Source organism: Methanolobus zinderi (genome assembly GCF_013388255.1).
Taxonomy (GTDB): Archaea; Halobacteriota; Methanosarcinia; order Methanosarcinales; family Methanosarcinaceae; genus Methanolobus; species Methanolobus zinderi.
Genome location: NZ_CP058215.1, coordinates 1,075,666 through 1,099,745 on the forward strand (window position 1 = coordinate 1,075,666; position 24,080 = coordinate 1,099,745).

Sequence of the window (24,080 nt, forward strand, 5' to 3'; positions counted from 1 at the left end):
CCAGAGCCAGGCTTAGATATAACTGTCTAATGTGTTCATATTCCTTTTCAGAAAAGACAGGAAAATCTGTACTCAAAAATGATCTTCTACCTGCAATCTTCTTCTTTTCCGCGGGTATGATCAATGCAATATGTACAGTATAATTATAGTCGAGGGACAATGGCATTTGAAAAATTGTTCGAACAGGACCACATTGGCGACTGCAAACTGAAAAACAGGATCATCATGGCTCCTGTTGGCAACATTAATATGGCTGATCCTTCCGGTCGTCCCATGAATAAGATGATCGATTATTTCATTGAGAGAGCAAAGGGTGGCACAGGTCTTCTGATAACCGGTCTGGTGCCTGTTTCTTATGGTATCGATCCTACAATATCAGAGGAAAATGGTACAACTTATTTTCCCCGCATAGACGGCTCCTCAAGAACCCGTCTCAGTGGCTGGAGAGATCTGACAGCCGGGGTCAAACCCTATGGCTCAAAGATATTCATCCAGTTATCAGCTGGTCTCGGGAGGGTGGGATCTCCTGAGCCTGCTTTGAAAGGAAAGATTCTGAGATCATCTTCATGGAACAGTAATTTCTACATTCCTCAGGTTCCTCATTTGCCCCTTTCAGACCGCAAGATAAAGAAGATCGTAAAGATGCTCGGACAGAGTGCAGCCAATGCAAAGTTATCCGGTTTTGATGGCATCCACTTGCACGGTCATGAAGGATACCTTATGGATCAGCTTACTTCTGCACCCTGGAATAGGAGAAGATTTGGCAGATACAAAAATAAGTTCCAGTTCGGGATCGATGTTGTCAGGGAAATTAAAAAACGCTGTGGAGAAGATTTTCCCGTTATATACAGGCTTGACCTGACCCAGGCACTGCAGGAAAGTTACGGGGAAACCATATTTAAAAAACAGTTTCGTGGAAAAGAGAGGACCATTGAAGAAGGCTTACGGTTCTGCACTGCTCTGTACGAGGCTGGCGTGGATGCATTTGATGTTGACAAAGGCTGTTACGATAACTGGTTCTGGCCACACCCTCCGTCTTATTTCGATGATGCTGTCTATGTCAGGGAAATTGCCGGTAGATTGAAGGACCATTTCAGGGAGAATGATATACCTGCAAAGGTAATAGCTGTCGGTAAACTTGGAAAACCAGAGGTTGCCGAAGAAGTGCTTGGAAACGGCTGGGCTGATTTTGTAATGCTTGGAAGGCCCCTGTTAGCCGATCCTTACTGGCCGGCGAAGGTCAAGGAAAACAGAAGCCTGGAAATAATCCATTGTATTGGTGATCATGAAGGCTGTATAGAATCCTTCAAGAAAGGGGGTCATCCATGCTGCTCGGTGAACCCTTACACAGGCTTTGAGGATACTAAAAGACTGGTCCGCTCAGATAAAATAAAGAAAGTCGCCATAGTTGGTGCGGGTCCCGCAGGCTGTGAAGCAGCAATCACGGCACACAAAAGAGGCCACCATGTAACCCTTTTTGAGAAAACGGACCGGATTGGCGGACAACTATGTCTTGCTGCTAAAATGGCAATAAAGCATGATGTTGAAAGATATCTGGATAATTTCCGCCACAGGCTTACTATTCTTCAAAGTGAAGGTCTGAAAATCGAGTTTAATAAGACCATAGGGATGGATGATATCAAAGACAGTTTTGATGTGATCATCTGCTCCAACGGACTCAAAACCGATATGCCTGCCATAAAAGGCCTGGACAGGATCAGGCACGCTGAAGCAAGGGAGTTCCTGCAAAAGGATATGCAAGTACCGGAGGACTGCGAAAATATCCTTGTGGTCGGGGGTGGAACACTGGGTTGCGAGATTGCCTATACCCTGGCATATGAAAAGGGACTCAATGTGACGCTGGTGGGAAGGAATAAGGAACTGATGCCTGAAAGTGTACTTGCCAACAGGGCCCAGATGCTCTGGATGATGATGGGAAGAGGCTCCCCCTCGGGAAAGAGAGCAGATTCATTGAAAAAACCTGTCATGGTCTACAACGCCTCAAAAGTAGTGGCTTTTACTGAAGGAAAAGCTCGTTTGCTGGCCAACAGGAACAGAAAAGACCCCTTTACTCCCTGGAGGGACCTGATCCCGGAGAATGTGAATAATCCTTTTGAAAAGAAGCTCGATCCTGATAATGTGGAAGAAATAACGATTGATGCTGATCTTGTTATTTTTGCCGTGGGCGGGCAGGCGGATGATACACTATATTATACGTTGCTGGAGTCAAAGGCTGCAAAAGAGATTTACTGTGTGGGTGATGCCAGTAATCCTGGCAGGGTCTGGGAAGCGATAAATAGTGCGAATGAAATAGCAAGGAATATCTGATCCGCCCATTTTCGGCAGGATACAGCAACGATTCTTTTCTCTATCCTGCTGAAATTCAAGCTTTTGATATAATCAAAGCCTTTCTTTTTCTCTTTACCGGAGTTTTCCCGCAGGCCATAAATCCGGAATATCTGATTTTCAATATCCATATTCTGAACAGGGAATATCTTATTGATAATATGTGTACCATTGATTAATTACCATAAGTTATTATTTATATTCATATCAGGTAATGGTAAATTGTCAATCATTGCAGATATCCAGATCTGTTCAGTTGACTAAAAAAATCACAGTCGGACCAACGGGAAAGAATGCAGGAAACGAAAATTAAGTTCTTGAACGTTGCTAACAAAAACTAGGAGGCATTCTATGGAAGAAAATGAGATCATCAAAGGACTGACAGAAGCAGTAGTTAACGGAAAGAAAGACGATGCAGCGGAATTATCACAAAAGGCGCTGGACGAGGGTGTTGACCCGTATATCGCTGTAATAGACGGTCTTGCAAAGGGTATGGAGATCATGAGTGAAAGATACGAACAGAAGAAGGCATTCATGCCACATCTCCTGATGGCTTCCAATGCGATGTATGGAGGAATGGACGTACTTATCCCTCATATCAAGACAGAAGGCTCCGGTAAGAGGAAGGTCCTGGTAATCGGTAGTGCAGAAGGAGATGTACACGACATAGGCAAGAACCTTGTCAAGACCATGATGAGTGCTGTAGGATTTGAAGCTATAGACCTTGGTAAAGACGTACCTATCGAGACTTTTGTAAACGCAGTTGCTGAGAACAAGGCGGATGTCGTATCAGTTAGTACACTTATGACATCAACAATGGACAACATGGCAAGTGTTGTAAGCGGTATCCAGAGCAAGGGAATCAGGGACAAGGTCAAGGTCATTGTCGGTGGAGCACCAATAACTGCAGACTTTGCAGAAGAGATCGGAGCAGATGCAACAAAGACCGATGCCATGGAAGCTGCAAGATGGGCAAAGGAAGCTGCTGAAACGCTTGATGCCGGCAGATGGGATTAATTAAAATGAAGATCTGCTGAAGACCCGTTATATGGATCACTGCTGTTCGTGCCATCATAGAAACCCGTCCAGCAGTAAGAACAGCAGTTATAACGGGTCTTTTGCAGAACTGGTGACCGGGACCACCTCAGATCAACAGGGAGGAATCTGAACTGTCACCCCGGTCCCGGTCACCTTATATCACCTTTATCAAAAAAATTTAATTTATTGCAGGAGTTCACTTCAATGGATGAATATACACCTAAAGAGAGACTGGCACGTGCATTAAAAGGAGAGTCAGTTGACAGAATGCCAGCAATCTCAGTTACGCAGACAGGAACTGTTGAACAGATGGAAGCCTGTGGTGCATTCTGGCCGGAAGCAAACGATGACGCAGAAACCATGGCAAAGCTTGCCGAAGCAGGCCACACCGTTGTTGGCTTTGAAGCGGTACGCGTACCATTCGATATCAGTGCGGAAGCTGAATTTTTCGGATGTGGCATCAAGGAAGGCACAAAAGAACAACAGCCATCAGTCAGCAGTCATTGTGTAAAGGATATTTCCGATGTTGAGAAACTTAAGGACTTTGACCTGAGTGAGGGCAGAGTAGCCAAGGTATGCGATTCTATAAAGATCCTTGCAGACAAGTACGGAGACGAACTTCCTATCATGGCAAGTATGCTTGGTCCTTTCTCCCTCGCGCAGCACATGAACGGTGATGACTGGTTCATGGCGATCATGACAGACGAGGAATTCGCAACTGCACTTATGGACCTTGCAACGGAGTTCAATGTCCGGTACGCAAAAAAGATGGCCGAGAACGGTGCAGACACAATGGTCATCATCGATCCCACAGCAAGTGCAATGCTCATTGGTGACGAGTACTACAAACAGTATGTTGTTCCGGCACACAAGAAAATAGTCGACGCAATGCACGAGGTCGATGTACCTGTCGTACTGCACATCTGCGGTGATACGACAATGAGCCTTGAACTTATGGAATCATCCGGTGTCGATGCGATCAGTGTAGACCAGAGTGTAGATGTAGCAACTGCAAAGGGCAAGGTTAACAACGCAGTTATCATCGGAAATCTGGATCCTGTTGCAACACTCTGGAAGGGAACCCCTGAATCCATCAAAGAAGCCTCACAGAAGGCCCTTGATGCAGGTGCTGACCTTCTTGCACCGGGATGCGGTATAGTCAGCAAGACACCAAATGCCAATCTTCAGGCAATGGTGGAGATGGCAAAGAGCCACAAATATTAAATTCAAAGATAATTTCTCCAGATAGTTATCTTTCATGTTCAGATCACCTTCTGTCGGAGAAATTAATACTTTGGTATGGTGGAACCTGGATAACTAGATACAGGTTTTATCTGGAAATCTACCTCCACACTTCCCTAGCCAGTGAATATTTCACTGGCACTTTTTATTTTTTGAGGCAAGCTCCGTAGAACCCTGAAATAGTGATCCGGTCTGCAAATTCAACCTGCAAAAATGAGAATAAAGTGATAACATGATATCTCAGCTAAGAGTGTTTTTAGGTAACAGGAATACTCAGAATCCAAATTCATTCAATTACATGAAACAATCACTTGAAGAGAAAAGCAGGATTCTTCTTACTACTCCACATTACTTTTTCATTTTCATGCTTTCTGTGATCTTCGGTGTTCTTGTATATTACAGGACCACCGTTGATGAGATCATACCGACAATAGTACTTTCCCTGTTATGGATACTTTTCTGGAAGAACAGTGAACAGAAGGGCAGGATTTTCCTTGTGGTAGCATCTGTGTTCGGATACGTGCATGAACTGCTTGGTGTCAGATACGGATATTTCACATATCTCGGAGGATTCATAGGTGGCTCTCCCATATGGCTGATTCCCGGATACGGAACGATATTCTGGTCGTCATATAATCTATGGAAAAGATTTGAGGAAAAATATTCCCGGAAGGAGTGGTTCAATCTTACAAGCTACTTCATTGCCATAAGCCTTGCTTTATTGCTGATTGCTGATTATTTGATATTCGATATGTCAGTAAATCCTGCAGGTATACTGATAAAGTTCACACTTGCATTCATGCTTTTCAGGACATTTGAAGGTGTAAGGCTTGCCTATTTTGTGGCCTTCTTCACGGTACTTACGGAGTTTACAGGCGAGATGCTCGGTACATGGTATCATCCCGATTTCTCGCTGCTGTCCCTTATGGCAGGCTATGTATTCCTGCTGTGGGTATGTCTTACACTAAACGACTTTACAAAAGGGAAAATCCCAGGATTCGGAAGAGAAGCAGCCGCAGCAGTTGTCCTGACGACTTTCTACATATTCCTGTTACTCGGGATCATCTCAGTATAAAATAAAAAATAAAGAAGTTGATAGTTTCGATGCAACCGGATATTGAAACAGTATTCAGGATCCAGAAGGAGAATTATCCAGTACTCGCACTGACGGATGCGAAGGAAAGGTTAGAACGCCTGCTTCGTGTCGATAGTTATCTCCGGGACGAGGGGAATCTGGAAGAGTTGTTCGAAGCCCTGTACAAAGATCTGCGCAAACCGGAAGTAGAGGTCGTATCAACCGAGGTCGGCGTGGTTCAGTCCCAGATCGCCTATCTGAAAAAGAATCTGAAGGGCTGGATCAGGGATCATAAAGTCCCCACGCCTCTCCCCCTTGCAGGAACAAAATCCCACATTCGCTATGAACCCAAGGGAGTGGTACTTATTATGTCTCCATGGAATTTTCCCCTAAATCTCTCCCTTGTTCCCCTTGTCCATGCAATTGCCGCGGGTAATGCGGTAATACTTAAACCCAGTGAGATTTCCTCGCATACTTCAACTTTTATCAAGAAGATGGTTGGCAGACTATTTGACTGGAAAGAGGTTGCAGTCATCGAAGGTGATGCTTCGGTCGCTTCAAGATTGCTGGATATGCCGTTCAACCATATCTTTTTCACCGGCAGTCCGAGGGTAGGAAAGATCGTGATGGCCAGGGCTGCAGAACATCTTAGCAGTGTTACTCTGGAGCTGGGAGGCAAATCTCCGGCAATCGTGGATGAGACTGCAAATGTTCGGAAGATTGCAAGACGCCTTGCCTGGGCCAAATCGATAAACAGTGGCCAGACATGTGTTACTCCGGACTATCTTATCATTCATGAATCGGTAAAGGAATTATTCCTCAAAGAACTCGCTTCATCGGTGAAAGAATTCTATGACCGGCATGAAGAGGGTATGGAACATTCACCTGACTACTGCAGGATCATAAGTGATCATCATTTCAGGCGTCTGAAATCTTTGTACGAGGATGCTCTTGATAAAGGTGCCTGTGTTCTGAAAGGTGGTACTTTTGATGAAAACGATCGTTTCATGGAACCCACTATCCTTGACAATGTCTCGGAAGAAATGGACATTATGCAGGAAGAGATATTCGGTCCTTTACTTCCTGTTATCACCTATAGGAACAGGTCCGAAGTAAATCAGATAATCAGTCGTAATCCGAATCCGCTGATGCTCTACATAGCCAGCGGTAACAAAGATAATATGCGTTATTTCATGGACTGGAACCCTTCAGGGGGTACTGTGATCAATGATTACATGCTTGGCTACAGCAACCCCGAACTACCATTCGGAGGTAACAACAACAGCGGCATGGGAAGATCACTGGGCTTCCACTGTTTTATGGAGTTTTCCAATAAAAGGAGTATCATCCATCGTAAATGGGGTTCTTTAGGGCTGATCTATCCACCCTACAACGAGCGCATCAAAAGACTGGTACAAATGATGTACAGGTGGGTGTAAACATGCCCGACAATAATCCTTCAAATTGCCACATTGATTCATGCAGAAAAAGTGTTCTAATTACCGGAGGAGCAGGCGGTATAGGACGGGAGCTGGCAGAACTTTTTGTACGAGACGCTTACGATATCATTTTAGTTGACAGGGATATCAGGGAGCTTGAAAATGCAAGGAATTCACTCAGTATCATCAATCCGGATGTACGCATTTTAGTGATGGAGCAGGATCTTTGTATTTCTAAGGCTGCCGACCAGGTCTATGAATTCACCCGAAAACATGGTCCTCAGGTCGATGTGCTTGTGAACTGTGCGGGTTTTGGTACATATGGTTTTGTCAATGATATCGACCAGGACAGAGAACTCGATATGCTGCAACTTCATATACTGACACTGTACAGGCTGACACGCCTTTACCTGAAAGACATGATCGAACGTGATGAAGGACAGGTCATTAATTTCTCTTCCATATCGGCTTTCCAGCCAAATCCCTTTTTTGCCACTTATGGTGCCAGCAAGAGTTTTGTATTGCAGTTTAGCAGGGCTTTGAATTTCGAACTGCGGGAGAAGAGAACTAATGTGAAGGTTCTGGCTGTCTGTCCCACGGCAGTTAAAGGGACCGGATTCCAGTCATCAGCCGGTATGGAGAGAACAAGGACCTTCAACTCATGGATGGCTGTCACGGCAGGTGAGGTTGCCCGTGATACATACAGGGCGATGCAATCAGGTAAGGATCTTGTGATTCCGGGCAGGGGATTTGGTCTGCTGCATTCACTGATAAGACGGCTGCCTGCAGGTTTGCTTATGAGGATATCACGATCACAGTTAAGAGAGGTCAGGGAAACCGGGCTAAAAAATGTGTCCGGCTCTTCTGTAGAAGAAAGAATGTAAGTTGATATGTAGAGGTGCTAAAATGGATATTGTTTGTAATGATAGGAAAGGCTGCGACATCTGCGACATAAAAACCAGCTCAAACTCCGATGCTTCTGTCCCTGGGACAGAGAACAGGACCGATTGTCTGGTATGTGGGGTCGAGGTGGAATATCTGGATGAAGCCATAAGCGGAAGATGCTACTATTGCGGAGTCGAGGAGGAAACATACTTCGTTTGCAGAAACGGTCATTATGTATGCAACAGATGTCACTCAAAAGAAGCAATCGCTGTAATTGAGAATATCTGCCTGAGCAGCGACGAGAACCATCCACTTGTTATAGCTGAAAGGATCATGGAACACCCGGCTATCCATATGCACGGACCTGAACACCATGCTCTAGTACCCGCCGTACTCGTGGCAGCCTACAAAAATCGCAGGGGACTTAAAAAGGAAACCGCTGTACTTGAAGCCATCAAGCGAGGAAGAACCGTCCCCGGAGGCTACTGCGGACTCTACGGTGCCTGCGGTGCGGGAATAGGAGTGGGTATAGCCGTAAGTGTCCTGCTAAAAGCCACACCCCTGACACCTTCCGAACGCTCGGAAGCAAATCTTTCAACCTCGAAGACCCTGAGCTCAATTGCTGCTGCAGGCGGAGCCAGATGTTGCAAGAAGGCAACCCGCTTAGCTTTGGAAGACGGGATGAAGTATCTTTCTGACAGGTTTGACCTTGAATGGTATGAAAGGGCTGACTTTTCAGCTGAGTGTGACTATACTCAATTCAACAGGGAATGTGATAGTAATTGCAGGTACAGGAATGATGGTTGAATTTTGATTATAATTTTTTTACTTTTTTATCTCCTTCTGTTGACATTGTTCTTCAGCCATTATCCTTAATATCTATCAAAACCATCATCAAACAATTTACCAACTATCACACTTATTTGATAAACAATGAAATTAAAGGAGACATAAAAATGGCAGATGATGAACAGAAAGTACTCTATGCACTTAAGGATGCAGCAAAACCAATGAGACCTGGCGAGATTGCAGAGGCAACAGGTCTTGAGAGCAAAGAGGTCAGCAAGATACTCAAGAAACTCAAGAGTTCAGATGCGGTCTGTACTCCAAAAAGATGTTTTTATGCACACGCTGACTACGAAAAATCAGAATAATTGAATTTTTTCTTTCTATTTCTTTTTTGTTTTTCCAGCAGCTGTTTCAGTTAAAAGATCAAATCCCTTCAATGGCAGCATCCTTTTTCTCTTCGAGAACATTCTCGTTAATGAACACATTATCATACAGCAATGCTGCAAAAATACCGCCAGTTATCGGACCGATCCAGTATACCAGATGATCTGTCCAGTAGCCAGCGATAAAAGCCGGGCCAAAGGATCTTGCGGGATTCATTGATGCACCTGTAAGAGGTCCCCCGAAAAGGATGGCGATAAGGACAAAGGCACCGATGGCAAAACCTGCCATTCCCGGCGGTGATCTGCTGTCAACTGCAGATCCGTAGATGACGAATACCAGCAGGAAAGTGAGGATTGCCTCTATGAGTATTCCAATCTCAGGTGCGATATTTGTCCCTAGACTTGTTGCACCGAAGTTCACACTGCTCAATGCGGAAGGGAAGATCTGCATGAGCATTATACTTGCAGCACAAGCTCCCGATATCTGTGATATAATGTAGACAAAACAATCTGTTTTACCTATCCTCCTGGTTGCTGCTATTGCTATTGTGACAGCGGGATTTATGTGAGCACCTGAAATATGTCCGAGAGCATAGATCATCACCATCACAGTAACTCCGGTGGCAATGGCCATACCGATCATGCCAAGGGAGCCGTGTAACAGGTGATTAACAGCATTCGAACCCGCAGCTATGAATACGAGTGCGAATGTTCCAATAAACTCAGCCACATATTTCGGGAATGCTCCGGACATATTTCAGCCTCAGTTATCGGTCCATCGTTCGATGTCACAGATTCTCTGGTCCACGCACGCACCACAATCACATGGCTCATCGATGAGTGATGTTATATCCCTTGTTCTGTAGCGGATAAGAGGCATGCATTTTCGTCTGAGTGTGGTGACCACAAGTTCGCCCTTCTCACCCGGTGGCAGTATTTCCCCGGTCTTCGGGTCTATGACCTCAACCAGGAAATCCGGGTTGTTCAGGTGAAAACCATCCTGGTGATCACATTCTATTGCATTGGCAAGCCCGAGTTCTGTCATTCCCCACTGGCGGAGGGTCCTGCATCCCCATGCACTCTCGATCACTTCCCGCATTTCCTCGGTCAGGGGCTCTGAAGAACAGATTATTTTCCTGATCCCGAGTTCTCCAGGTTCTATAAGTTCACTGACCTGTTTTGAGAGCTCATAAAGGAAGGACGAAGTACCGATTATAATAGTCGTGCCGGCTTCCCTTATTGTTTCTATCTGATCATGTGCACCCACCGAGTCATTGATAACAGAACTGAATCCGGCAAGGTCACATGCCTTGCTCAGGACAAGTCCCGGGTCCCAGGTGGCGGTTATTGTGGGATACATTATCTGCAGGGTGTCCTCCTTTGAATCCATACCTGCCATCTTTAGTCCGGAGATCACCGAGTCCACGATCTCGAGTAGCTCTCCCTGTGTATATGCCATTCTTTTGAGCATGTTTGTGGTACCCGAGCTTGTGAACTCACGTGCTATGTCCTTCCTTGAGACACACAGGAAATGGTATGGCTTGTTAGCCAGCTCTTCCTGTTCTGTCAGCGGGAGCCTTTCAAGGTCCTCATAACTTTTTATCTCAGAAGGGTCGATGTCCTTATCCGCATAAAGGCTCTGGTAATAGGGGCTGTTCTCCATTACGTATGCAAGCAGTTCCCTGAATTTGAAAAGCTTGTATTCTTTGATAAGGTCCCGATCGATTTCTCTCTGACCAAATTCCTCTTTGAGTTCTTTATTGTTCTTGATATCGTTCCTTATCTTGGCAAGACCCCACTGTTCCAGAGGGTTCCCGTCCTGAAGATCTATTTTTCTGGATTCGAGTTTTCTTTTTGCCACGCTCATGCGGATAGATGTATTGATCTTTGAGGGAAGACTAAGACTCATTCTCTGCCTCCTGATGTTCTTTAAATTTACGTATTTGGGAAACAAAAATAAAAAAATAAATAACAGCTTTAAGCGGCATTCCTGTAAAGGAAATCACCATTACAGCTGGTCATATTGTAGTTGCAGAACGGAATGAACCTGCCGTCCTGTGTTACAACGTGTATGCAGCAGTTCTCAACACGGTCCTGCTCGTATGACCATACATCCTGGAATGCCATCGTGGATATCGTGAGATAATTGTTCTTGCTCATCTCGATAAAATCAGCCCATCCTCCCAGACTGGGTTTTGATTCACCAAGTACATCCGTTAACGGCTTTTCGCAACAAGAACCCTTTACGGTGATGTCATTGAGTGGTTTTTCGCAGCATGAACTCTTGACAAGCAGATCACCACAGGCTGATTTTGGTTCTTCTTCCTTCTCCTTTTCAAGTCCCTTCCATCTGCCCATGATTGATTTCTTGGTCTTGCTCGCAACATCAGATGCGGACTTGACTGCACCCAGTGAAATGTTTGTCAATGGCAGGAATCCATGTTCATCTACAAGTGTAAGGCATGTGGCACCACAATGTGCATGTGGCATAAGGGATGGTGTGAAATTTGTGACCTTAAGGCCTCCGTCTGTCTGCTCCTCTATGGCTTCAAGCAATTCCAGTATAGTTACCCTGTTTTCCATCTCTTTCGGGGATCTTCCGGAATAGAATACGGGCTGGAAGTGCACGCCTCTGACCGCCGGAACCCTGCTGGCTGCGAAATCTATTATACTGCCGACTTCATGAAGGTTGTAATTCTTTGCAACCAGTGGTACGAGAACTACCCCGATACCTGCCTTTGCACACCTGTTGATCACCTTGGTCTTGACATCTATCAAGTTCCTTCCTGTCCTCTGCTGATAGATATCATCGGATACGCCGTCAAAGCCAAGATAGATTGCATCCACACCTGCAGATGCTATTTTGTTAAAATAATCCTCATCTTTTGCGATCCTGATTCCATTGGTGTTCAACTCGATATGCTCGATACCGATTTCCTTTCCCATTCTGATTATTTCGGGAAGATCATCTCGTAAGGTTGGCTCCCCTCCAGATATCTGGATACAGGTAGGACTGTTCTGACATTTCTTCACGGTTTCGAACATCCCTCTTATGGTTTCCATATCAGGATCAAGACTTGCATCCATTGATGAATTGGCAAAACAATAAGTACATTTCATATTACATCTGTCAGTGACCTCAACCACTGCCAGACATGTATCCTGCTTATGAGAGGGACACAGGCCACAATCAAATGGACAGCCTTTTTCCGTATCTGTAAGAGGCTCTCTGGCTTTTGCTCTGTCCACATCGAAACAGTCCCTCATCTGGAGATAATGGTTTACATCCTTGGAAACAAGGCTTGTAAAGTTCCCGTGTTCCGGACACTCCTTCTTTATATATACTCCGCCGTTTTCGACATACTTGATGCCTTCAATACTTTTCAGGCATTCAGGACACAGACTTCTGACTGTTCCTATTTGTTCCATTATATCCCTCTCATTTGTTTTTTTATCCCAGGGATTCTGAGAAATTATTCAGGCTCTCTTTTCTTCCAGGATCGATTCAGCGGTCTTCAGGGTCTTTGCAACACCTGCTGAAACATAGTATTCATCACATTTTGGACATACAAGGCCAGGTCCTGGTCTTGTCACACCCATATATGTCATGTCTACATTCCTTTCCAGTGCGATCTCTCCGCATTTTGCACATTCCCATTCGCTCTCATCGTCATTTGCCACATCATCAATTTCTCCGCCGGTGACGCCGAGAATATTCATCTTGTGGGCGTATGCATCAACAAGTTCTGAAGGTGAATAGACAGCATACATTGTGAGGTTGTCAGAGACACCCTTTGCAATTGCAAGATCATCATCTCTGGCCTTCAGCTTTGTTCCGCTGGATTCCGCATTGTCGATCACTTCCTGGATCTCTTCCTGTTTGATACCGTTGTCCTTGAGTAAATTGTCCATTTCTTCACTTATTTTTACCATGATTTACCCTCTGTATTCTTATTTTCTAATTGCCGGTTTTCCTCAGAACTTTTCATATTTTCCGTGATCCTTTGCAGCCCTGACAAGTGCATGGACGTTTACAGGTGGGGCGTTGGTCGGACATTCACATGCTGTTCCTAAAATGAATCCTCTCGGACTGTCCTTTCCGGCAAGAACCTGTTCCTTTGCCTGCTCATATACCTGTGCTGGTGTGCCACGGTCTACAAGCTTTGTGTCAACTGTTCCGAAACAGGTACACCTGTCTCCGAAGGCTTCCACAAGCTTTGAGGTCGGGAAGATATCCTGTCCGTCATATCCGATCTGAACGATAGTGAACGGACTCATCGGAGCATCTCTCCACATCTGATAGTCATCAGTGTGGTTTCCACAAAGGTGGTAGTATACACCAGGACCGGCACCTGCATTCAGGACCTTCTTAACTGCACGGGAGACCGGCTTGTGGCTGAATCTCTTGATCTGCTCAACGTCCATGAGGTCACCACTGGCAATTACAGAACCGGTGATCATGACGTTTGCACCGTATCTTTCTGCAGTTGCTCTGCAGGCGTTTACCATGTGATCCCCTGCTTTTGTACAGAGCTTGTCGACAAGTTCAGGTTCTGTGATCATCCACATGAAGACATCCTCGATGGCAGCCCAGTTGGTTGCCACTTCCATTGTACCACCAAGCTGAGTGATAGGTGCGAACATCTGCGGATATTCTTCCAGAACAGTGTCCAGTGCCTTGTAGTGTGTTGTGAGGGTTGGTCCCTTTACAAGCTCATCGGTGTCCAGGACTTCGAAATTATCGACATCTTCCGGGGTCTTTATAGGACGCTTTGTAATACCCGGTGGAGAGTTTGTCTGGACCTTAAGTTCAGCTCCGTAGTCTGCTCCCCAGTAGTCCGCGTAAAGATAGTGTCCTACCGGCGTTACATCATAAAGCTCACAGGCAGCACACACCATTCTTACCGCTTCTTCAGGATTCTGGTAAAAATATCCTGCATTCTTCCTGAACACGGTCGCTGCATGAGACAGAATGATCGGATCGACAATAACCCTATCAGATGGTTTATCGACCCAAGGTGTAGTCCATAAGCTTCCTGCTTCTCCGAGCCAATCTTGATCTATTGGTATATAATCTTCTGCTGGCATGATTGAATCACCCATTTTTTTGTTTAGTTGACAGGAACAGGAAATGAATTCCTGACCTGCCGTCGATTTCACAAATAATATCTCATCGGCCAGAAAACAGATTCAGGAATCTGTATTTGTGACCAAAAAGAAATATCAGGTTAGAGTTATATATAATAACTTAAGGTAATTAATCAACAACTAAATTATTATCAATACTATATTCCTGGTTCAACTGGTGGTTATAGAAAATGTTGTGTTCAGGATTTACAGCACACAGGAAAACTCAGGTAAAGGGATAGAAGAAAGCATTGATTATATCAAAAGCATGAATTGTATCAGCTAGCTGTACGGAAAAATGAATGAAAGCCGAATGTAATAAATGCCTTAAAACAGAAATTGAATATTAAAACAAAAAAAGATTCAGAATTACTGAAGTTTAAATCCTATTTAACCTTCTCTGAATTTTCTTTGTAATATAAAAAGAGATCCTTACCCCATTCACGGGCACTCTTCTCAAAGCTTATAACTTTTTTGTGGTCAAACACACCTTCCTTATTGAAAAAGGCGATCAACATCAGATCATCTGTGATGGAAAGTGCACCGAGTTTAATTGTTTCATCATTACATATGTATATATTGGAATTTCTGGATTCCATCATCGCATCATGTTGTTCTTTATATTCATCCCTGAGTCGTTCATAGACAGGTCTTGTCAGGACAAGGTCATAATGAACTTCCTTTTTTGCCAGTTCTGAATAATTATTCGGGCATGAAGGACAGAAATATGAATAAAAAGTGGATGCATTTCTTGTATTTTTGAGACTTGTAAGTAGTTCTTTCGGAGGCTCGAAGAGATGATTAAGATCGGGTTCGTAAATCATTAATTCTCCAAGGTCTCCTATTCTGTCAAGTAAAAACTCGGGGATTGAACTAAGGTCTCTGGTGTCCCAGTAATCTTTATTTTCTTCGAATACATTCAGCGTTTTGATCAAAGGCCTGATTTTCTTCATTATGATCCTGCCAACACTGGTTAGCCGGTATTCGTCCTCTTCCTGTTCGATGAGCCCCTGCTCAAGAAGGATTTTTACCTGAGCCATTATCGCACTGGTGGTTCCGGTCAGCGACTCTTTTATCTCATCGATAGTGGCTGGTCCTTCCATCAGCATAAGTAAAGTGTTTTTCCTTTTCTCAGAAAGAAAAACCGTGCTTATTAATTCAGCCTTCATCATAATTTACCTTTTATAGTTGTTTTTGATTGTATAAAATTCTTTACTCACCGGAGTTAAAACTGATCCTGAGTAGAAATAATGTATAAATTTATATTTTTCATGATTTTGTGCGCACTTGTTTTTACATTCAATTATTTCTTAAACCAGTGTTAACGGCGTTAACTTATTTATTCCACTAACCTTTCATAGCATTATATTTGACTCAATCTTAATATGTGCTTTTTCCAAGAGCTTATAAGATTTACCATGCAAAATAGTACACTTGATACTTTTTTGCTTAAGTATCAACTTTATATTATTATGTGAACATCCGTTTTTCAGAATATAGGCCAAACCTCGAAATACTTATATATGCGCTACAATTCAACAACTATCAGGTTTGTGATATAACCATTGGAGCATAGCGTTTTTTTTTTCTCGGTAAAAAACTCAAATATTTGATAATTTGAGATTTTATTAGTTTATCAGTGATATGTCAAACAAGAAAGTAATCGACTATAAATTATTTAAGATAACTTTTTATAATATTTAAATATAATATAAATTATTCGTAAAGAGGTTTTGTTTATGGCAACACGATATCTTACAAAAATAGGAGTACTATCACTTGGAAAGATCTTTGGAGTAATCTACGCAATAATGGGCCTTATAGCAGGAGCCATATTCAGTCTAATGTCACTTGGGATGGGTTCTGCTATGGGAAATGAAGGAGCGTTCGCAGGCATGCTATTTGGGGTTGGAGCAATTATAACTGTTCCTATATTCTACGGAATTATGGGTTTTGTAGGTGGTATCCTTACAGCATTAATATACAATGTTGTCACAGGATTTATCGGTGGCCTGGAAATAGAAGTGGAATAGAATCTAAAGCAGATAAATCTGAAAAACGATATTTTTTTCTTTTCATATTTCAGAAATCAATTCAGGGTTCGATCCACACTTCAAGTACCCTTTCATGGATTGTATATTCTTTGACTGTTGTCAGTTTCATATCCTTCGGACTCTCCACCCAGCCCAGATCATAGCTTTTCTTCTCCCTTCCTCCACAGCAGACCTTCCTTGTGATATTAAGATTGATCTTTACCAGGTCAATATCATCCTCGTTGATCTCCTCAACTTCTTCCTTGTATCTTCTTTGTATTTGAATCATGATTAATCCAATCATCTTCCCATTAACTTTTTACTTTAGCCGTATTTTCTCCCTGCCCGGTCCACGTAGCCGTCGGATATGGTCATAGAGTGTGAATAAAATTGCTATTCCGTTCATTGCAAAAAATATTGTCAGAAACCTGGTTACTGGTGTTGTCGGGGTAAAATCACCATAGCCTATGGTTGTAAGCGTTATGACAACAAAATATACCGAATCAAAAAAACTCCATCCTTCAAGCCGGTTATAAAGAAAAGCTCCTATCAAGACATTAAATAATGCATAAATAAAGATAGGACGGGCATCCTTATCCAAAATAAGATCAATAAGGAAAAGCTTAGAAAAAAAGCCAATAATCGGAGTTTTTCGCTGTCTTGTCATACTATCTTCCTTTTAGTCATTCGACGTTGTAAACCCGGATTTCAAGGAATATTTACGTAGTAGAATTCCTCAATTATCTTAACTTTCCTCCGTGTCTCCTGTAATTTCTGCAGACTCGCTTGTGACTATTTTTTCATGGATTGCACTTCTCTTTCCCCTCACATTAATATAAAGTGCCAGAGCAGCTATTGGAAGAGCTATTGCAGCTCCGTATTCCAGTATGTTTTCCGTGCGATTGAAAACAACTCCGAGGAAGTTGACTGCCAGTACGACGACGACCATTCCTATCAGATCTGTTTCCAGCTCTTCAATATCATTTATCTGGAGCCATTTCGGCAGGGGCATCTGATGTATGAAAAGCTGGTAGAGTCCTATTGCTGTGATCCAGAGAACGGTGCCGATCAGGAACAGGTGTACGAATTCAACAATGCCGATCACTGAAACATCAGTTGGTACAGAGGATGGGTTTACAATAGCCATATACACCCCTTCCAGTAATTTAAGTCCGCCTACAACGAACAACAATGCTGCGGCAATTATCAGTCCTATAACAGGAATAATCACAAGATACCGGGTTGCAGCAACTATTGCATATAAGGCACTCATAAGCCTTTAATCCCCCTAAAAAATTCATCTTTCCTGATACTAAATTATATGGTACCTGAGTGTCTGAAAAAAGTTACTTTTCCTGAAGTCAAATGGCAGCAAACGTCTATTACATCAGTAATTTCACAAGTAACGGAGCAATAAACACTGTAACCAGTCCTGCAATACCAATCGCAAGCCCGCTCATGGCACCTTCGGTCTCTCCGATCTCCACGGCCTTTGTGGTTCCGAGCGCATGGGATGAAGTCCCGATTGCTACTCCCACTGCCACTTCATTATCTATCCTGAACAATTTGCAGATCATGGGTCCGAGCAGCACACCAGCTATTCCTGTGAAGACTATGGCTGCAACTGTTATTGAAGGCATACCTCCAAGCTGACTGGAGATTTCTATCCCAATGGGGGTTGTTACGGATTTTGGTATCATGGAAATGCTGACCAGCTCGTTCAGACCAAACATATTACACATGACTATGATGCTCACGATTCCTGCAAGTGACCCCATGCTGATACCTGCAATTATGGGTACTACGTTTTCCCTGAGCAAACTTATCTTCCTGTAAAGGGGCACTGCCAGGATCACTGTTGCAGGACCAAGAAAGAAGGATATGAACTGACCGCCCCTGTTGTAGTCCTCGAAACTGATATGCAGACCCAGAAGTAGAGCAATTATCATCAACATGCTGAGTACCAGCGGATTCATGAGGGGGGAGCCTGTTCTTTTGTAGATTATGCTGCCTGCGTAAAATGTCAGCAGCGATATCCCTATACCAAAGACAGGAGACTCGATCAGAGCTGACACAAAAGAAGTTGTGTGATCAATCACCTGTCTGTCTCCTTTTCATCAGGATCTGTACTGTTATTCCGGTCACAACTGCAATAATGAATGTCGAGACAATCGATATGACCACCAGAGCTGTCCACTTTCCTTCAAGGACCGAGAAGCAGGTGATAAGTCCCACTGCTGCCGGTATAAAAAAGAAGGAGAGATGTTTCAGCATGAAGTTGCTGACTTCTTCTATCATGGAAAGTTTCAGGACTCCGGTAAGAAGGAAAAAAAGAAGCAAAAGCATGCCCACTACATTACCGGGTATCGGGAGATTCATATGTGTGTAAAAAAAGTCTCCCAGCAGTGTTACAAGAAGAATGATGCCGAATTGAATTAGATAGCTGATAAAGGAACGATCTTGTATCATAAAAATATTTTATTTCTCAGGTTCTGCGGACTATACGCTTTTGTTGGTGGCTTCAACTGTTTCTTCAAAGCATTAAACTTTCGGTCAGGACAGAATATGTTCTTTGACCTGTCCGGATGCTCAGGACTGGTTGTTTATGTCTTTTTACGTACGCTGGATTAACAGCACTTGCTTTTGAATGTAAAAGTATATATATTTACAAACTAATCGAAATTGATGCTGGAATTATATCAAATTCATATACGGAGAAGCACCAATGAGTAAAGTACAGGCAAGCACAGATACAGCCACACCACTGGCAACTGAATATTCTGGAGGCAATGTACGCCGTTTCAAGGCTATTGGCTCGGATATTTTCAATGGTTCGGATAACAGGAAAAATCTTTTCAAGGCAATCGGACCGGGTATCCTGGTAGCATGTTCCGCGATCGGAGGATCACATCTTGTATGGTCCACACAGGCAGGAGCATATTATGGCTGGGGTCTGCTTGGATTGATCCTGCTTGCCAATCTGTTCAAGTATCCTTTTTTCCTGTACGGTCAGCGCTATACTGCTGCCACGGGTGAGAGTCTTCTAGCAGGATACAGGCGACAGGGTGCTATATACGTGTACATTTTCCTTGGTATCAACATCCTGACAGGGATAATTAATACGGCAGGGGTGGCTATGTTAAGTGGTACACTGTTTGCAGGTTATGGTTTTACGGGTATCAGTATTCCGGCCTTCACAGTAGGAATTCTGCTTATATGTGCTGTGGTCATTCTCGTTGGTCATTACAAGATGCTGGATAAAATGGCAAAGGCCGCCGTTATTCTGCTTACTCTGAGTACTGTGGTTGCATTGGGACTTGCATTTTCACACGGACCTGTTGCAGCACCGGACTTTGTGGGTCCGAGTCCGTGGACATGGGCAGCTTTCCCGTTCTTGATAATGCTTCTTGGATGGATGCCGGCACCTGTTGACCTTTCCGCCTGGTCGAGCCTGTGGATGTTCAGCCGTGAAGAAGAAACAGGTCATTTTGCCACAACAAAGGAAACTTCAATCGACTTCTACCTTGGTTATGTAATGGCTGTGGTTATGGCCGTTGCTTTCCTGGCCCTTGGGAAATTTATCATGTTCGGTTCAGGTCATGAGTTTGCCAGCGGAGGAATAGGATTCAGTCAGCAGCTTGTAAATCTTTACTCTGCCAACATAGGCGGCTGGTCAAAACCTGTTATCCTGACAGCAGCGTTCGTAACAATGTTCAGTACTACAATGACATGCATCGACGGTTATCCCCGTTCATTGGCAGCAAGCTGTACATTGGTAAGTGAAAAATGTGCAAGTCGCTTCAAGCAGATCTTCCAGATATGGATTATACTATCGGTGATAGCAGCATGCCTGATCGTGGTGTTCTTTGTCAACAATCTTTTGCAACTCTTAAGTTTTGCAGCCATAATCAGCTTTGTAACCTCTCCGATCCTGGCATATATTAACTATAAGGTGATGAACGGTGACAATGTTCCAAAAGAAGAAAGACCGGGATCTTCCCTTAAGCTGCTGAGTCTGGCAGGTCTGCTCTTCTTCCTGGTGATGACCATTGGTTTTGTCTATGTGGAATTTATAAGGGTATAAAATACTTAAAAATAGACCTTAAAAATAGACCGGGAAACCGGTCTAAATTTAATTTTTCACAATTTTTTGCAGGTCCTCTCTGATCCTCTCTTCGCCGGTAAAGGCCATTAACTGCTCCCATCTTTCCTGAAGGCGGATGAGATTATCAAAAGGATCAAAAGCAGGTACTGCATCTTTTTTGGAGATACTTATATTTTTTACTGTCTCGGAAGCACCGTCAAGATCTCCATCTCTGCGGTAATCTGCCGAGAGCAGTGTACAGGTGTCTACGATCTTTTCATCAAGGTCGTCCATAAGGAAAGCTCCGGGATAGTCTCCGAAATCATCAGCAGATATAAGCTCCATTGCTTCCTTTTTTTTCTGACTGCGTAATTTTTCCCTTTCAAAGACAAAACGGTATATGTCCTCTCTCAGGCGCATCCATTGAGGATGGCTTTTTGCAGGTGGAAGGTGCTTGATATGTAATTCATTATCAAGGAAAAAACTGTAACCAAACATTTTGGAATTCATTATGTAATCGATATCTTCTCCTCTTCTGACATTGGGATCAAAGGGAATCTTTGTGAAAAGCTCTCTGTGGATTGTCATATTCCCGCCGAATACAAAAGGGGTCTTCTTGATACGGGGTGGTGAAGCAATCACTGATCTGAAGGCTTTGTTCATCCGGATCTGCTTGCCCCAGTGACTGGCCCATGTATCTTCAGGCTCCTTTACATAGAAATCCCCGTCCGGTTGAAGGTAGTAACCGGCCAGACCGTATATGGTTTCACCATCAATATCCTTTCCGATATTTTCCCTTATTTTACCGATAAACTGAGAGTCTTCAAAGACCTCATCATCGTCAATGAGAACCGCAGCATCGGATCCGAAGATATGCGGTATGAAAAGGCAAAGGTTTCGGATATTTGAGTATCCCCTGAGCTGCAGGAGGTCTTTGTACTCACCCTTTCCTTCCATATCCAGTATTTTATGAATACCTTTCAGATCAGAAGGTCCGAACACAGTAGTTTCAACTCCGGCACCAGGTGCGGTTTCGGAAACTATTCCGGAAACCTTCTCCTCAACCTCCATTTCAATATCCCGGGAAGTCGGTACCGCAAGTATCACAAGTCTGAAATCCTTGTCTTCAAGGGCGCCCATGCTCTTGATTGCTCTGCCAAGCGTGCCTTCTTCATCCAAGGGAATAGGATGGTCATAAATTGCATCTCCTTCCTGCCATCCGGTAGCCCTTTCCCGGCCCCAGTAACTGGGTATTACCATTGTAAGTTCCAATATACCACTCCTGTAACTCTAGTAACACTAATGAGGAGACAATATTTATATTCTTGGAATAGCCGGTGTACTCAGTCCTTATCGACCAGCACAGCATCCTTTATCATTACTTTTGCCGTGTACTCGTCAAGCTCGACAACATCCAGTTCCCGGATTTCTATCTTTTTATTATACATCGGTCCGTCAAGCACGAAGCTCTCAAACTCACCACCTTCACCTGCAACATTGAGACCGATCTTTTCGTTGAGCCTGACAAGCCTTTCAATATCCTTTTCATCTATTGTGCGTCCGACCCAGCTCTTATCAAGGCCGTAAGCTGCAATGCTGCTGAAAATGAACTCAAAACCGATCGACAATAATTGTTTCATCTCTTTTTCCTGGTCGATGTGCCAGAGTGGTGAAAAAGCTTTGAGACCAAGTTCGTCACAAACCCTTTCTATCCTTTCCCGCTGGTAATTGGAATACAGCGCTCCGGTGACGACACCTTCGATACCGAACTCATCTTTTGCTCTCTGGATGGCATTCTTCATGTCCTCGAGTTCGATCTCTTTTTCGCCGGGAGTGATCTCCTCTATCAGAGGAATACCCATGGCTTCTGCCTGAAGCTGTGCAAGCTCGATATTCGGGGTATGGAACATGTAAGAGTCCGGGTTCTGGCTCTTGATTGTGATTAGGCATTCAACTGCATAGTTCTGCTGCTGCATGATATGCATGGCATAATTGCTGTCCTTGCCAGAACTGAAAAGAACTCCGAGTTTCATAATGGGCTGCCCGTAGAACTGTTTCAGGTATTCGGTCTTTGTCCTGTAGCCTGTTTTTTTGGTGAGTTTGCCGATGGCCTTGTCAAACCTGCTTCCATACTGAGCAGCCTGCTTTCTACGCATGGAAACTTCATCCGGGAGCCCGATGTCCCTGGCGACCTCCCTCAGGATCAGTTTGTTCTGGTCCAGCTCGGTATTGATCTTGTACTGAGGGGGTATTTTGAGACAATAGTCAACAAAGCGTCTGTCAAGATAGGGCACACGCAGCTCTATGTTATTGTTCATGGCGACGACATCGTCCCTGTAGGTGTTCTTCTCGTATATCTTCAGTATATCAGCATAGCAATCCCTGCTGATATCAGTGGAGCGCTTATGGCGGTCATATCCTGCTAGCAGCTCATCAGCTCCCGATCCTGAGAACATGACCCTGATACCGTCTTCCCTGGCAGCAACACATGCAGCATACATGGTCATGGCAACTCCCACCTTGGGAACGTTCGTATCTTCAACCAGTGGAACAACCGCTTTCAGATATTCCTCAACACCCTCAAGGCTTATCTTCCTGACATTAAGATCAAGACCAAGATCTTCAGCAAGTCTTAGGGAATGCTCTATATCCGGCGGCAGATTAACATCCTCAAGGCCAGCAGTATAGCAGGTAAAATCAATTCCCGGCTCTTTACCGAGCATTTTGCACAGGTATGCGATAACCGTTGAGTCAAGCCCGCCGGAAAAGAGGATACCGAACTTTTCATCAGGAATACGTACGGATACCGCATTTTCCAGCAATTTCAGAAAATCTTCCTTTATGGTCTCAAAGGGTCTGCTGTCCTCCGGGACTATAGAAAAGAACTTCCTGTTAAAACGCTGCAAGGATCTGTCACTGAGGTCATAGACCAGGATCTCTCTAGGGTTTAGTTCCTTAATGTCTGAAAACCCTGTTCTTGCTAGAGCTTTCTTTTCCGATGCAAATGCAAAGCCATCAGATATTGTATACCAGAATGGCTTGATACCGATTATGTCCCTTGCTACGTAGACCTTATTATCTTTCCAGTAAGCAAATGCATACACTCCTATGATCTCGGCAAGCAGATCGTCCATTGCCTGAAGTATAGTTTCATCAGAGGTATCGTTTAAGTTCTGCAATTTCAACTCTATCAGTTCTATAAGCAGCTCGGAATCATTTCTTGCTGTGATGCCGTACTTTTCTGCGAGCTCTTTCCAGTTGTATATCTCGCAGTTGGTGCTGATCTTTCCTTTAAGGGTAATGGGCTGTCTGACAAAATCAACCATTGAATGCAGGCAATGCCCAAGTATATTATCTATGTCTTCACTTTCAGGCAGATCCAGCTCATCCGCATCCTTTGAGAAACCGAACCAGTCATGTCCGCATATTCCCATACAGTCAAGTCCACGGTCCTTCATGATCTTGAGGGACTGCTGGGTCAGTTCGAATGCATTCTCATTGTTAAAAAAACCTGTAATTCCGCACATTTTCCCGGTTTTAAGATGTTGTTGTTTCGATTAGATTTCCGGATTACTAAAAGTATACTGCCAGATAAAAGTTTTGAATAGAATAACGGGAACTGCAAAAAAAAGCGATTGG

The 24,080-nt window shown here is 43.9% G+C and carries 23 protein-coding genes; 10 read left to right on the forward strand and 13 right to left on the reverse strand.

Going from position 1 to position 24,080, the window contains the following annotated elements:
* Nucleotides 1-159: 159 nt before the first annotated feature.
* The 8 genes from HWN40_RS05345 (at nucleotide 160) to HWN40_RS05380 (ending at nucleotide 9,179) form a co-directional block, all read left to right on the forward strand.
* The gene (locus HWN40_RS05345) at nucleotides 160-2,328 is read left to right on the forward strand and encodes an oxidoreductase (protein ID WP_176964770.1); all 2,169 of its coding nucleotides are present in this window, start codon (nucleotides 160-162) and stop codon (nucleotides 2,326-2,328) included.
* Nucleotides 2,329-2,697: 369 nt separating this feature from the next.
* The gene (locus tag HWN40_RS05350) at nucleotides 2,698-3,363 is read left to right on the forward strand and encodes a corrinoid protein (RefSeq protein WP_176964771.1); all 666 of its coding nucleotides are present in this window, start codon (nucleotides 2,698-2,700) and stop codon (nucleotides 3,361-3,363) included.
* Nucleotides 3,364-3,588: 225 nt separating this feature from the next.
* Nucleotides 3,589-4,608 (forward strand): methylcobamide:CoM methyltransferase MtbA, encoded by a 1,020-nt coding sequence (gene mtbA, locus HWN40_RS05355; RefSeq protein ID WP_176964772.1) that lies wholly within the window; start codon nucleotides 3,589-3,591, stop codon nucleotides 4,606-4,608.
* A gap of 316 nt (nucleotides 4,609-4,924) precedes the next feature.
* A complete protein-coding gene (locus HWN40_RS05360; RefSeq protein ID WP_176964773.1) occupies nucleotides 4,925-5,701 on the forward strand; it encodes a hypothetical protein in 777 nt (258 codons plus the stop codon).
* A gap of 29 nt (nucleotides 5,702-5,730) precedes the next feature.
* A complete protein-coding gene (locus tag HWN40_RS05365) occupies nucleotides 5,731-7,140 on the forward strand; it encodes an aldehyde dehydrogenase family protein (protein ID WP_176964774.1) in 1,410 nt (469 codons plus the stop codon).
* A gap of 2 nt (nucleotides 7,141-7,142) precedes the next feature.
* Nucleotides 7,143-8,024, forward strand: coding sequence for an SDR family NAD(P)-dependent oxidoreductase (locus HWN40_RS05370; protein ID WP_246275988.1), 882 nt, complete (start codon nucleotides 7,143-7,145; stop codon nucleotides 8,022-8,024).
* Between the two features lie 22 nt (nucleotides 8,025-8,046).
* Nucleotides 8,047-8,832: a DUF5714 domain-containing protein gene (locus HWN40_RS05375; RefSeq protein WP_246275989.1), complete on the forward strand. Its 786-nt coding sequence runs from the start codon at nucleotides 8,047-8,049 to the stop codon at nucleotides 8,830-8,832.
* A 149-nt stretch (nucleotides 8,833-8,981) separates the two neighbouring features.
* The gene (locus HWN40_RS05380; RefSeq protein ID WP_176964775.1) at nucleotides 8,982-9,179 is read left to right on the forward strand and encodes a helix-turn-helix domain-containing protein; all 198 of its coding nucleotides are present in this window, start codon (nucleotides 8,982-8,984) and stop codon (nucleotides 9,177-9,179) included.
* Between the two features lie 58 nt (nucleotides 9,180-9,237).
* Here HWN40_RS05380 and HWN40_RS05385 read toward each other — a convergent pair whose 3' ends face one another.
* The 6 genes from HWN40_RS05385 to HWN40_RS05410 form a co-directional block, all read right to left on the reverse strand.
* On the reverse strand, nucleotides 9,238-9,951 hold the full coding sequence (locus HWN40_RS05385) for an MIP/aquaporin family protein (RefSeq protein ID WP_176964776.1): 714 nt from the start codon (nucleotides 9,949-9,951) through the stop codon (nucleotides 9,238-9,240).
* Between the two features lie 9 nt (nucleotides 9,952-9,960).
* Entirely contained in the window at nucleotides 9,961-11,106 is a 1,146-nt protein-coding gene (locus HWN40_RS05390) for a phenylacetate--CoA ligase family protein (protein WP_176964777.1), read from the reverse strand.
* A 68-nt stretch (nucleotides 11,107-11,174) separates the two neighbouring features.
* Nucleotides 11,175-12,626 (reverse strand): radical SAM (seleno)protein TrsS, encoded by a 1,452-nt coding sequence (gene trsS / locus HWN40_RS05395; protein WP_176964778.1) that lies wholly within the window; start codon nucleotides 12,624-12,626, stop codon nucleotides 11,175-11,177.
* 48 nt (nucleotides 12,627-12,674) lie between these two features.
* Complete coding sequence (locus HWN40_RS05400) at nucleotides 12,675-13,130, reverse strand: DUF7479 domain-containing protein (protein WP_246275990.1); 456 nt, start codon at nucleotides 13,128-13,130, stop codon at nucleotides 12,675-12,677.
* Nucleotides 13,131-13,172: 42 nt separating this feature from the next.
* A complete protein-coding gene (locus HWN40_RS05405) occupies nucleotides 13,173-14,285 on the reverse strand; it encodes a uroporphyrinogen decarboxylase family protein (RefSeq protein ID WP_176964779.1) in 1,113 nt (370 codons plus the stop codon).
* Between the two features lie 425 nt (nucleotides 14,286-14,710).
* The gene (locus HWN40_RS05410; RefSeq protein WP_246275991.1) at nucleotides 14,711-15,427 is read right to left on the reverse strand and encodes a helix-turn-helix transcriptional regulator; all 717 of its coding nucleotides are present in this window, start codon (nucleotides 15,425-15,427) and stop codon (nucleotides 14,711-14,713) included.
* A 636-nt stretch (nucleotides 15,428-16,063) separates the two neighbouring features.
* On the opposite strand from HWN40_RS05410, the gene HWN40_RS05415 reads away from it, so the two are divergent.
* A complete protein-coding gene (locus tag HWN40_RS05415; RefSeq protein WP_176964780.1) occupies nucleotides 16,064-16,357 on the forward strand; it encodes a hypothetical protein in 294 nt (97 codons plus the stop codon).
* Nucleotides 16,358-16,418: 61 nt separating this feature from the next.
* Here HWN40_RS05415 and HWN40_RS05420 read toward each other — a convergent pair whose 3' ends face one another.
* The 5 genes from HWN40_RS05420 to HWN40_RS05440 form a co-directional block, all read right to left on the reverse strand.
* Complete coding sequence (locus HWN40_RS05420) at nucleotides 16,419-16,646, reverse strand: hypothetical protein (RefSeq protein ID WP_176964781.1); 228 nt, start codon at nucleotides 16,644-16,646, stop codon at nucleotides 16,419-16,421.
* Between the two features lie 30 nt (nucleotides 16,647-16,676).
* The gene (locus tag HWN40_RS05425) at nucleotides 16,677-17,024 is read right to left on the reverse strand and encodes a potassium channel family protein (protein ID WP_176964782.1); all 348 of its coding nucleotides are present in this window, start codon (nucleotides 17,022-17,024) and stop codon (nucleotides 16,677-16,679) included.
* 78 nt (nucleotides 17,025-17,102) lie between these two features.
* Nucleotides 17,103-17,630: a YqhA family protein gene (locus tag HWN40_RS05430; protein ID WP_176964783.1), complete on the reverse strand. Its 528-nt coding sequence runs from the start codon at nucleotides 17,628-17,630 to the stop codon at nucleotides 17,103-17,105.
* Between the two features lie 109 nt (nucleotides 17,631-17,739).
* Nucleotides 17,740-18,456 carry an LrgB family protein gene (locus HWN40_RS05435; RefSeq protein WP_218165485.1) on the reverse strand — a complete coding sequence of 239 codons (717 nt, stop codon included), beginning with the start codon at nucleotides 18,454-18,456 and terminating at the stop codon, nucleotides 17,740-17,742.
* The gene (locus tag HWN40_RS05440) at nucleotides 18,449-18,826 is read right to left on the reverse strand and encodes a CidA/LrgA family protein (protein ID WP_176964784.1); all 378 of its coding nucleotides are present in this window, start codon (nucleotides 18,824-18,826) and stop codon (nucleotides 18,449-18,451) included. Before HWN40_RS05440 ends, HWN40_RS05435 begins: the two co-directional genes overlap by 8 nt.
* A gap of 256 nt (nucleotides 18,827-19,082) precedes the next feature.
* Here HWN40_RS05440 and HWN40_RS05445 point away from each other — a divergent pair, with 256 nt between their 5' ends.
* Nucleotides 19,083-20,441 (forward strand): NRAMP family divalent metal transporter, encoded by a 1,359-nt coding sequence (locus tag HWN40_RS05445; RefSeq protein ID WP_246275992.1) that lies wholly within the window; start codon nucleotides 19,083-19,085, stop codon nucleotides 20,439-20,441.
* 48 nt (nucleotides 20,442-20,489) lie between these two features.
* Here HWN40_RS05445 and HWN40_RS05450 read toward each other — a convergent pair whose 3' ends face one another.
* The gene (locus tag HWN40_RS05450) at nucleotides 20,490-21,713 is read right to left on the reverse strand and encodes a hypothetical protein (RefSeq protein ID WP_176964785.1); all 1,224 of its coding nucleotides are present in this window, start codon (nucleotides 21,711-21,713) and stop codon (nucleotides 20,490-20,492) included.
* A 71-nt stretch (nucleotides 21,714-21,784) separates the two neighbouring features.
* Complete coding sequence (locus tag HWN40_RS05455) at nucleotides 21,785-23,968, reverse strand: diphthine--ammonia ligase (RefSeq protein WP_176964786.1); 2,184 nt, start codon at nucleotides 23,966-23,968, stop codon at nucleotides 21,785-21,787.
* Between the last annotated feature and the right edge of the window lie 112 nt (nucleotides 23,969-24,080).

Coding starts and splice junctions, on each gene's coding strand:
- HWN40_RS05345 (WP_176964770.1), top strand. CDS start 160: ATGGCATTTGAAAAATTGTTCGAACAGGACCACATTGGCGACTGCAAA.
- HWN40_RS05350 (WP_176964771.1), top strand. CDS start 2,698: ATGGAAGAAAATGAGATCATCAAAGGACTGACAGAAGCAGTAGTTAAC.
- mtbA (WP_176964772.1), top strand. CDS start 3,589: ATGGATGAATATACACCTAAAGAGAGACTGGCACGTGCATTAAAAGGA.
- HWN40_RS05360 (WP_176964773.1), top strand. CDS start 4,925: ATGAAACAATCACTTGAAGAGAAAAGCAGGATTCTTCTTACTACTCCA.
- HWN40_RS05365 (WP_176964774.1), top strand. CDS start 5,731: ATGCAACCGGATATTGAAACAGTATTCAGGATCCAGAAGGAGAATTAT.
- HWN40_RS05370 (WP_246275988.1), top strand. CDS start 7,143: ATGCCCGACAATAATCCTTCAAATTGCCACATTGATTCATGCAGAAAA.
- HWN40_RS05375 (WP_246275989.1), top strand. CDS start 8,047: ATGGATATTGTTTGTAATGATAGGAAAGGCTGCGACATCTGCGACATA.
- HWN40_RS05380 (WP_176964775.1), top strand. CDS start 8,982: ATGGCAGATGATGAACAGAAAGTACTCTATGCACTTAAGGATGCAGCA.
- HWN40_RS05385 (WP_176964776.1), bottom strand. CDS start 9,951: ATGTCCGGAGCATTCCCGAAATATGTGGCTGAGTTTATTGGAACATTC.
- HWN40_RS05390 (WP_176964777.1), bottom strand. CDS start 11,106: ATGAGTCTTAGTCTTCCCTCAAAGATCAATACATCTATCCGCATGAGC.
- trsS (WP_176964778.1), bottom strand. CDS start 12,626: ATGGAACAAATAGGAACAGTCAGAAGTCTGTGTCCTGAATGCCTGAAA.
- HWN40_RS05400 (WP_246275990.1), bottom strand. CDS start 13,130: ATGGTAAAAATAAGTGAAGAAATGGACAATTTACTCAAGGACAACGGT.
- HWN40_RS05405 (WP_176964779.1), bottom strand. CDS start 14,285: ATGCCAGCAGAAGATTATATACCAATAGATCAAGATTGGCTCGGAGAA.
- HWN40_RS05410 (WP_246275991.1), bottom strand. CDS start 15,427: ATGGAAGGACCAGCCACTATCGATGAGATAAAAGAGTCGCTGACCGGA.
- HWN40_RS05415 (WP_176964780.1), top strand. CDS start 16,064: ATGGCAACACGATATCTTACAAAAATAGGAGTACTATCACTTGGAAAG.
- HWN40_RS05420 (WP_176964781.1), bottom strand. CDS start 16,646: ATGATTCAAATACAAAGAAGATACAAGGAAGAAGTTGAGGAGATCAAC.
- HWN40_RS05425 (WP_176964782.1), bottom strand. CDS start 17,024: ATGACAAGACAGCGAAAAACTCCGATTATTGGCTTTTTTTCTAAGCTT.
- HWN40_RS05430 (WP_176964783.1), bottom strand. CDS start 17,630: ATGAGTGCCTTATATGCAATAGTTGCTGCAACCCGGTATCTTGTGATT.
- HWN40_RS05440 (WP_176964784.1), bottom strand. CDS start 18,826: ATGATACAAGATCGTTCCTTTATCAGCTATCTAATTCAATTCGGCATC.
- HWN40_RS05445 (WP_246275992.1), top strand. CDS start 19,083: ATGAGTAAAGTACAGGCAAGCACAGATACAGCCACACCACTGGCAACT.
- HWN40_RS05455 (WP_176964786.1), bottom strand. CDS start 23,968: ATGTGCGGAATTACAGGTTTTTTTAACAATGAGAATGCATTCGAACTG.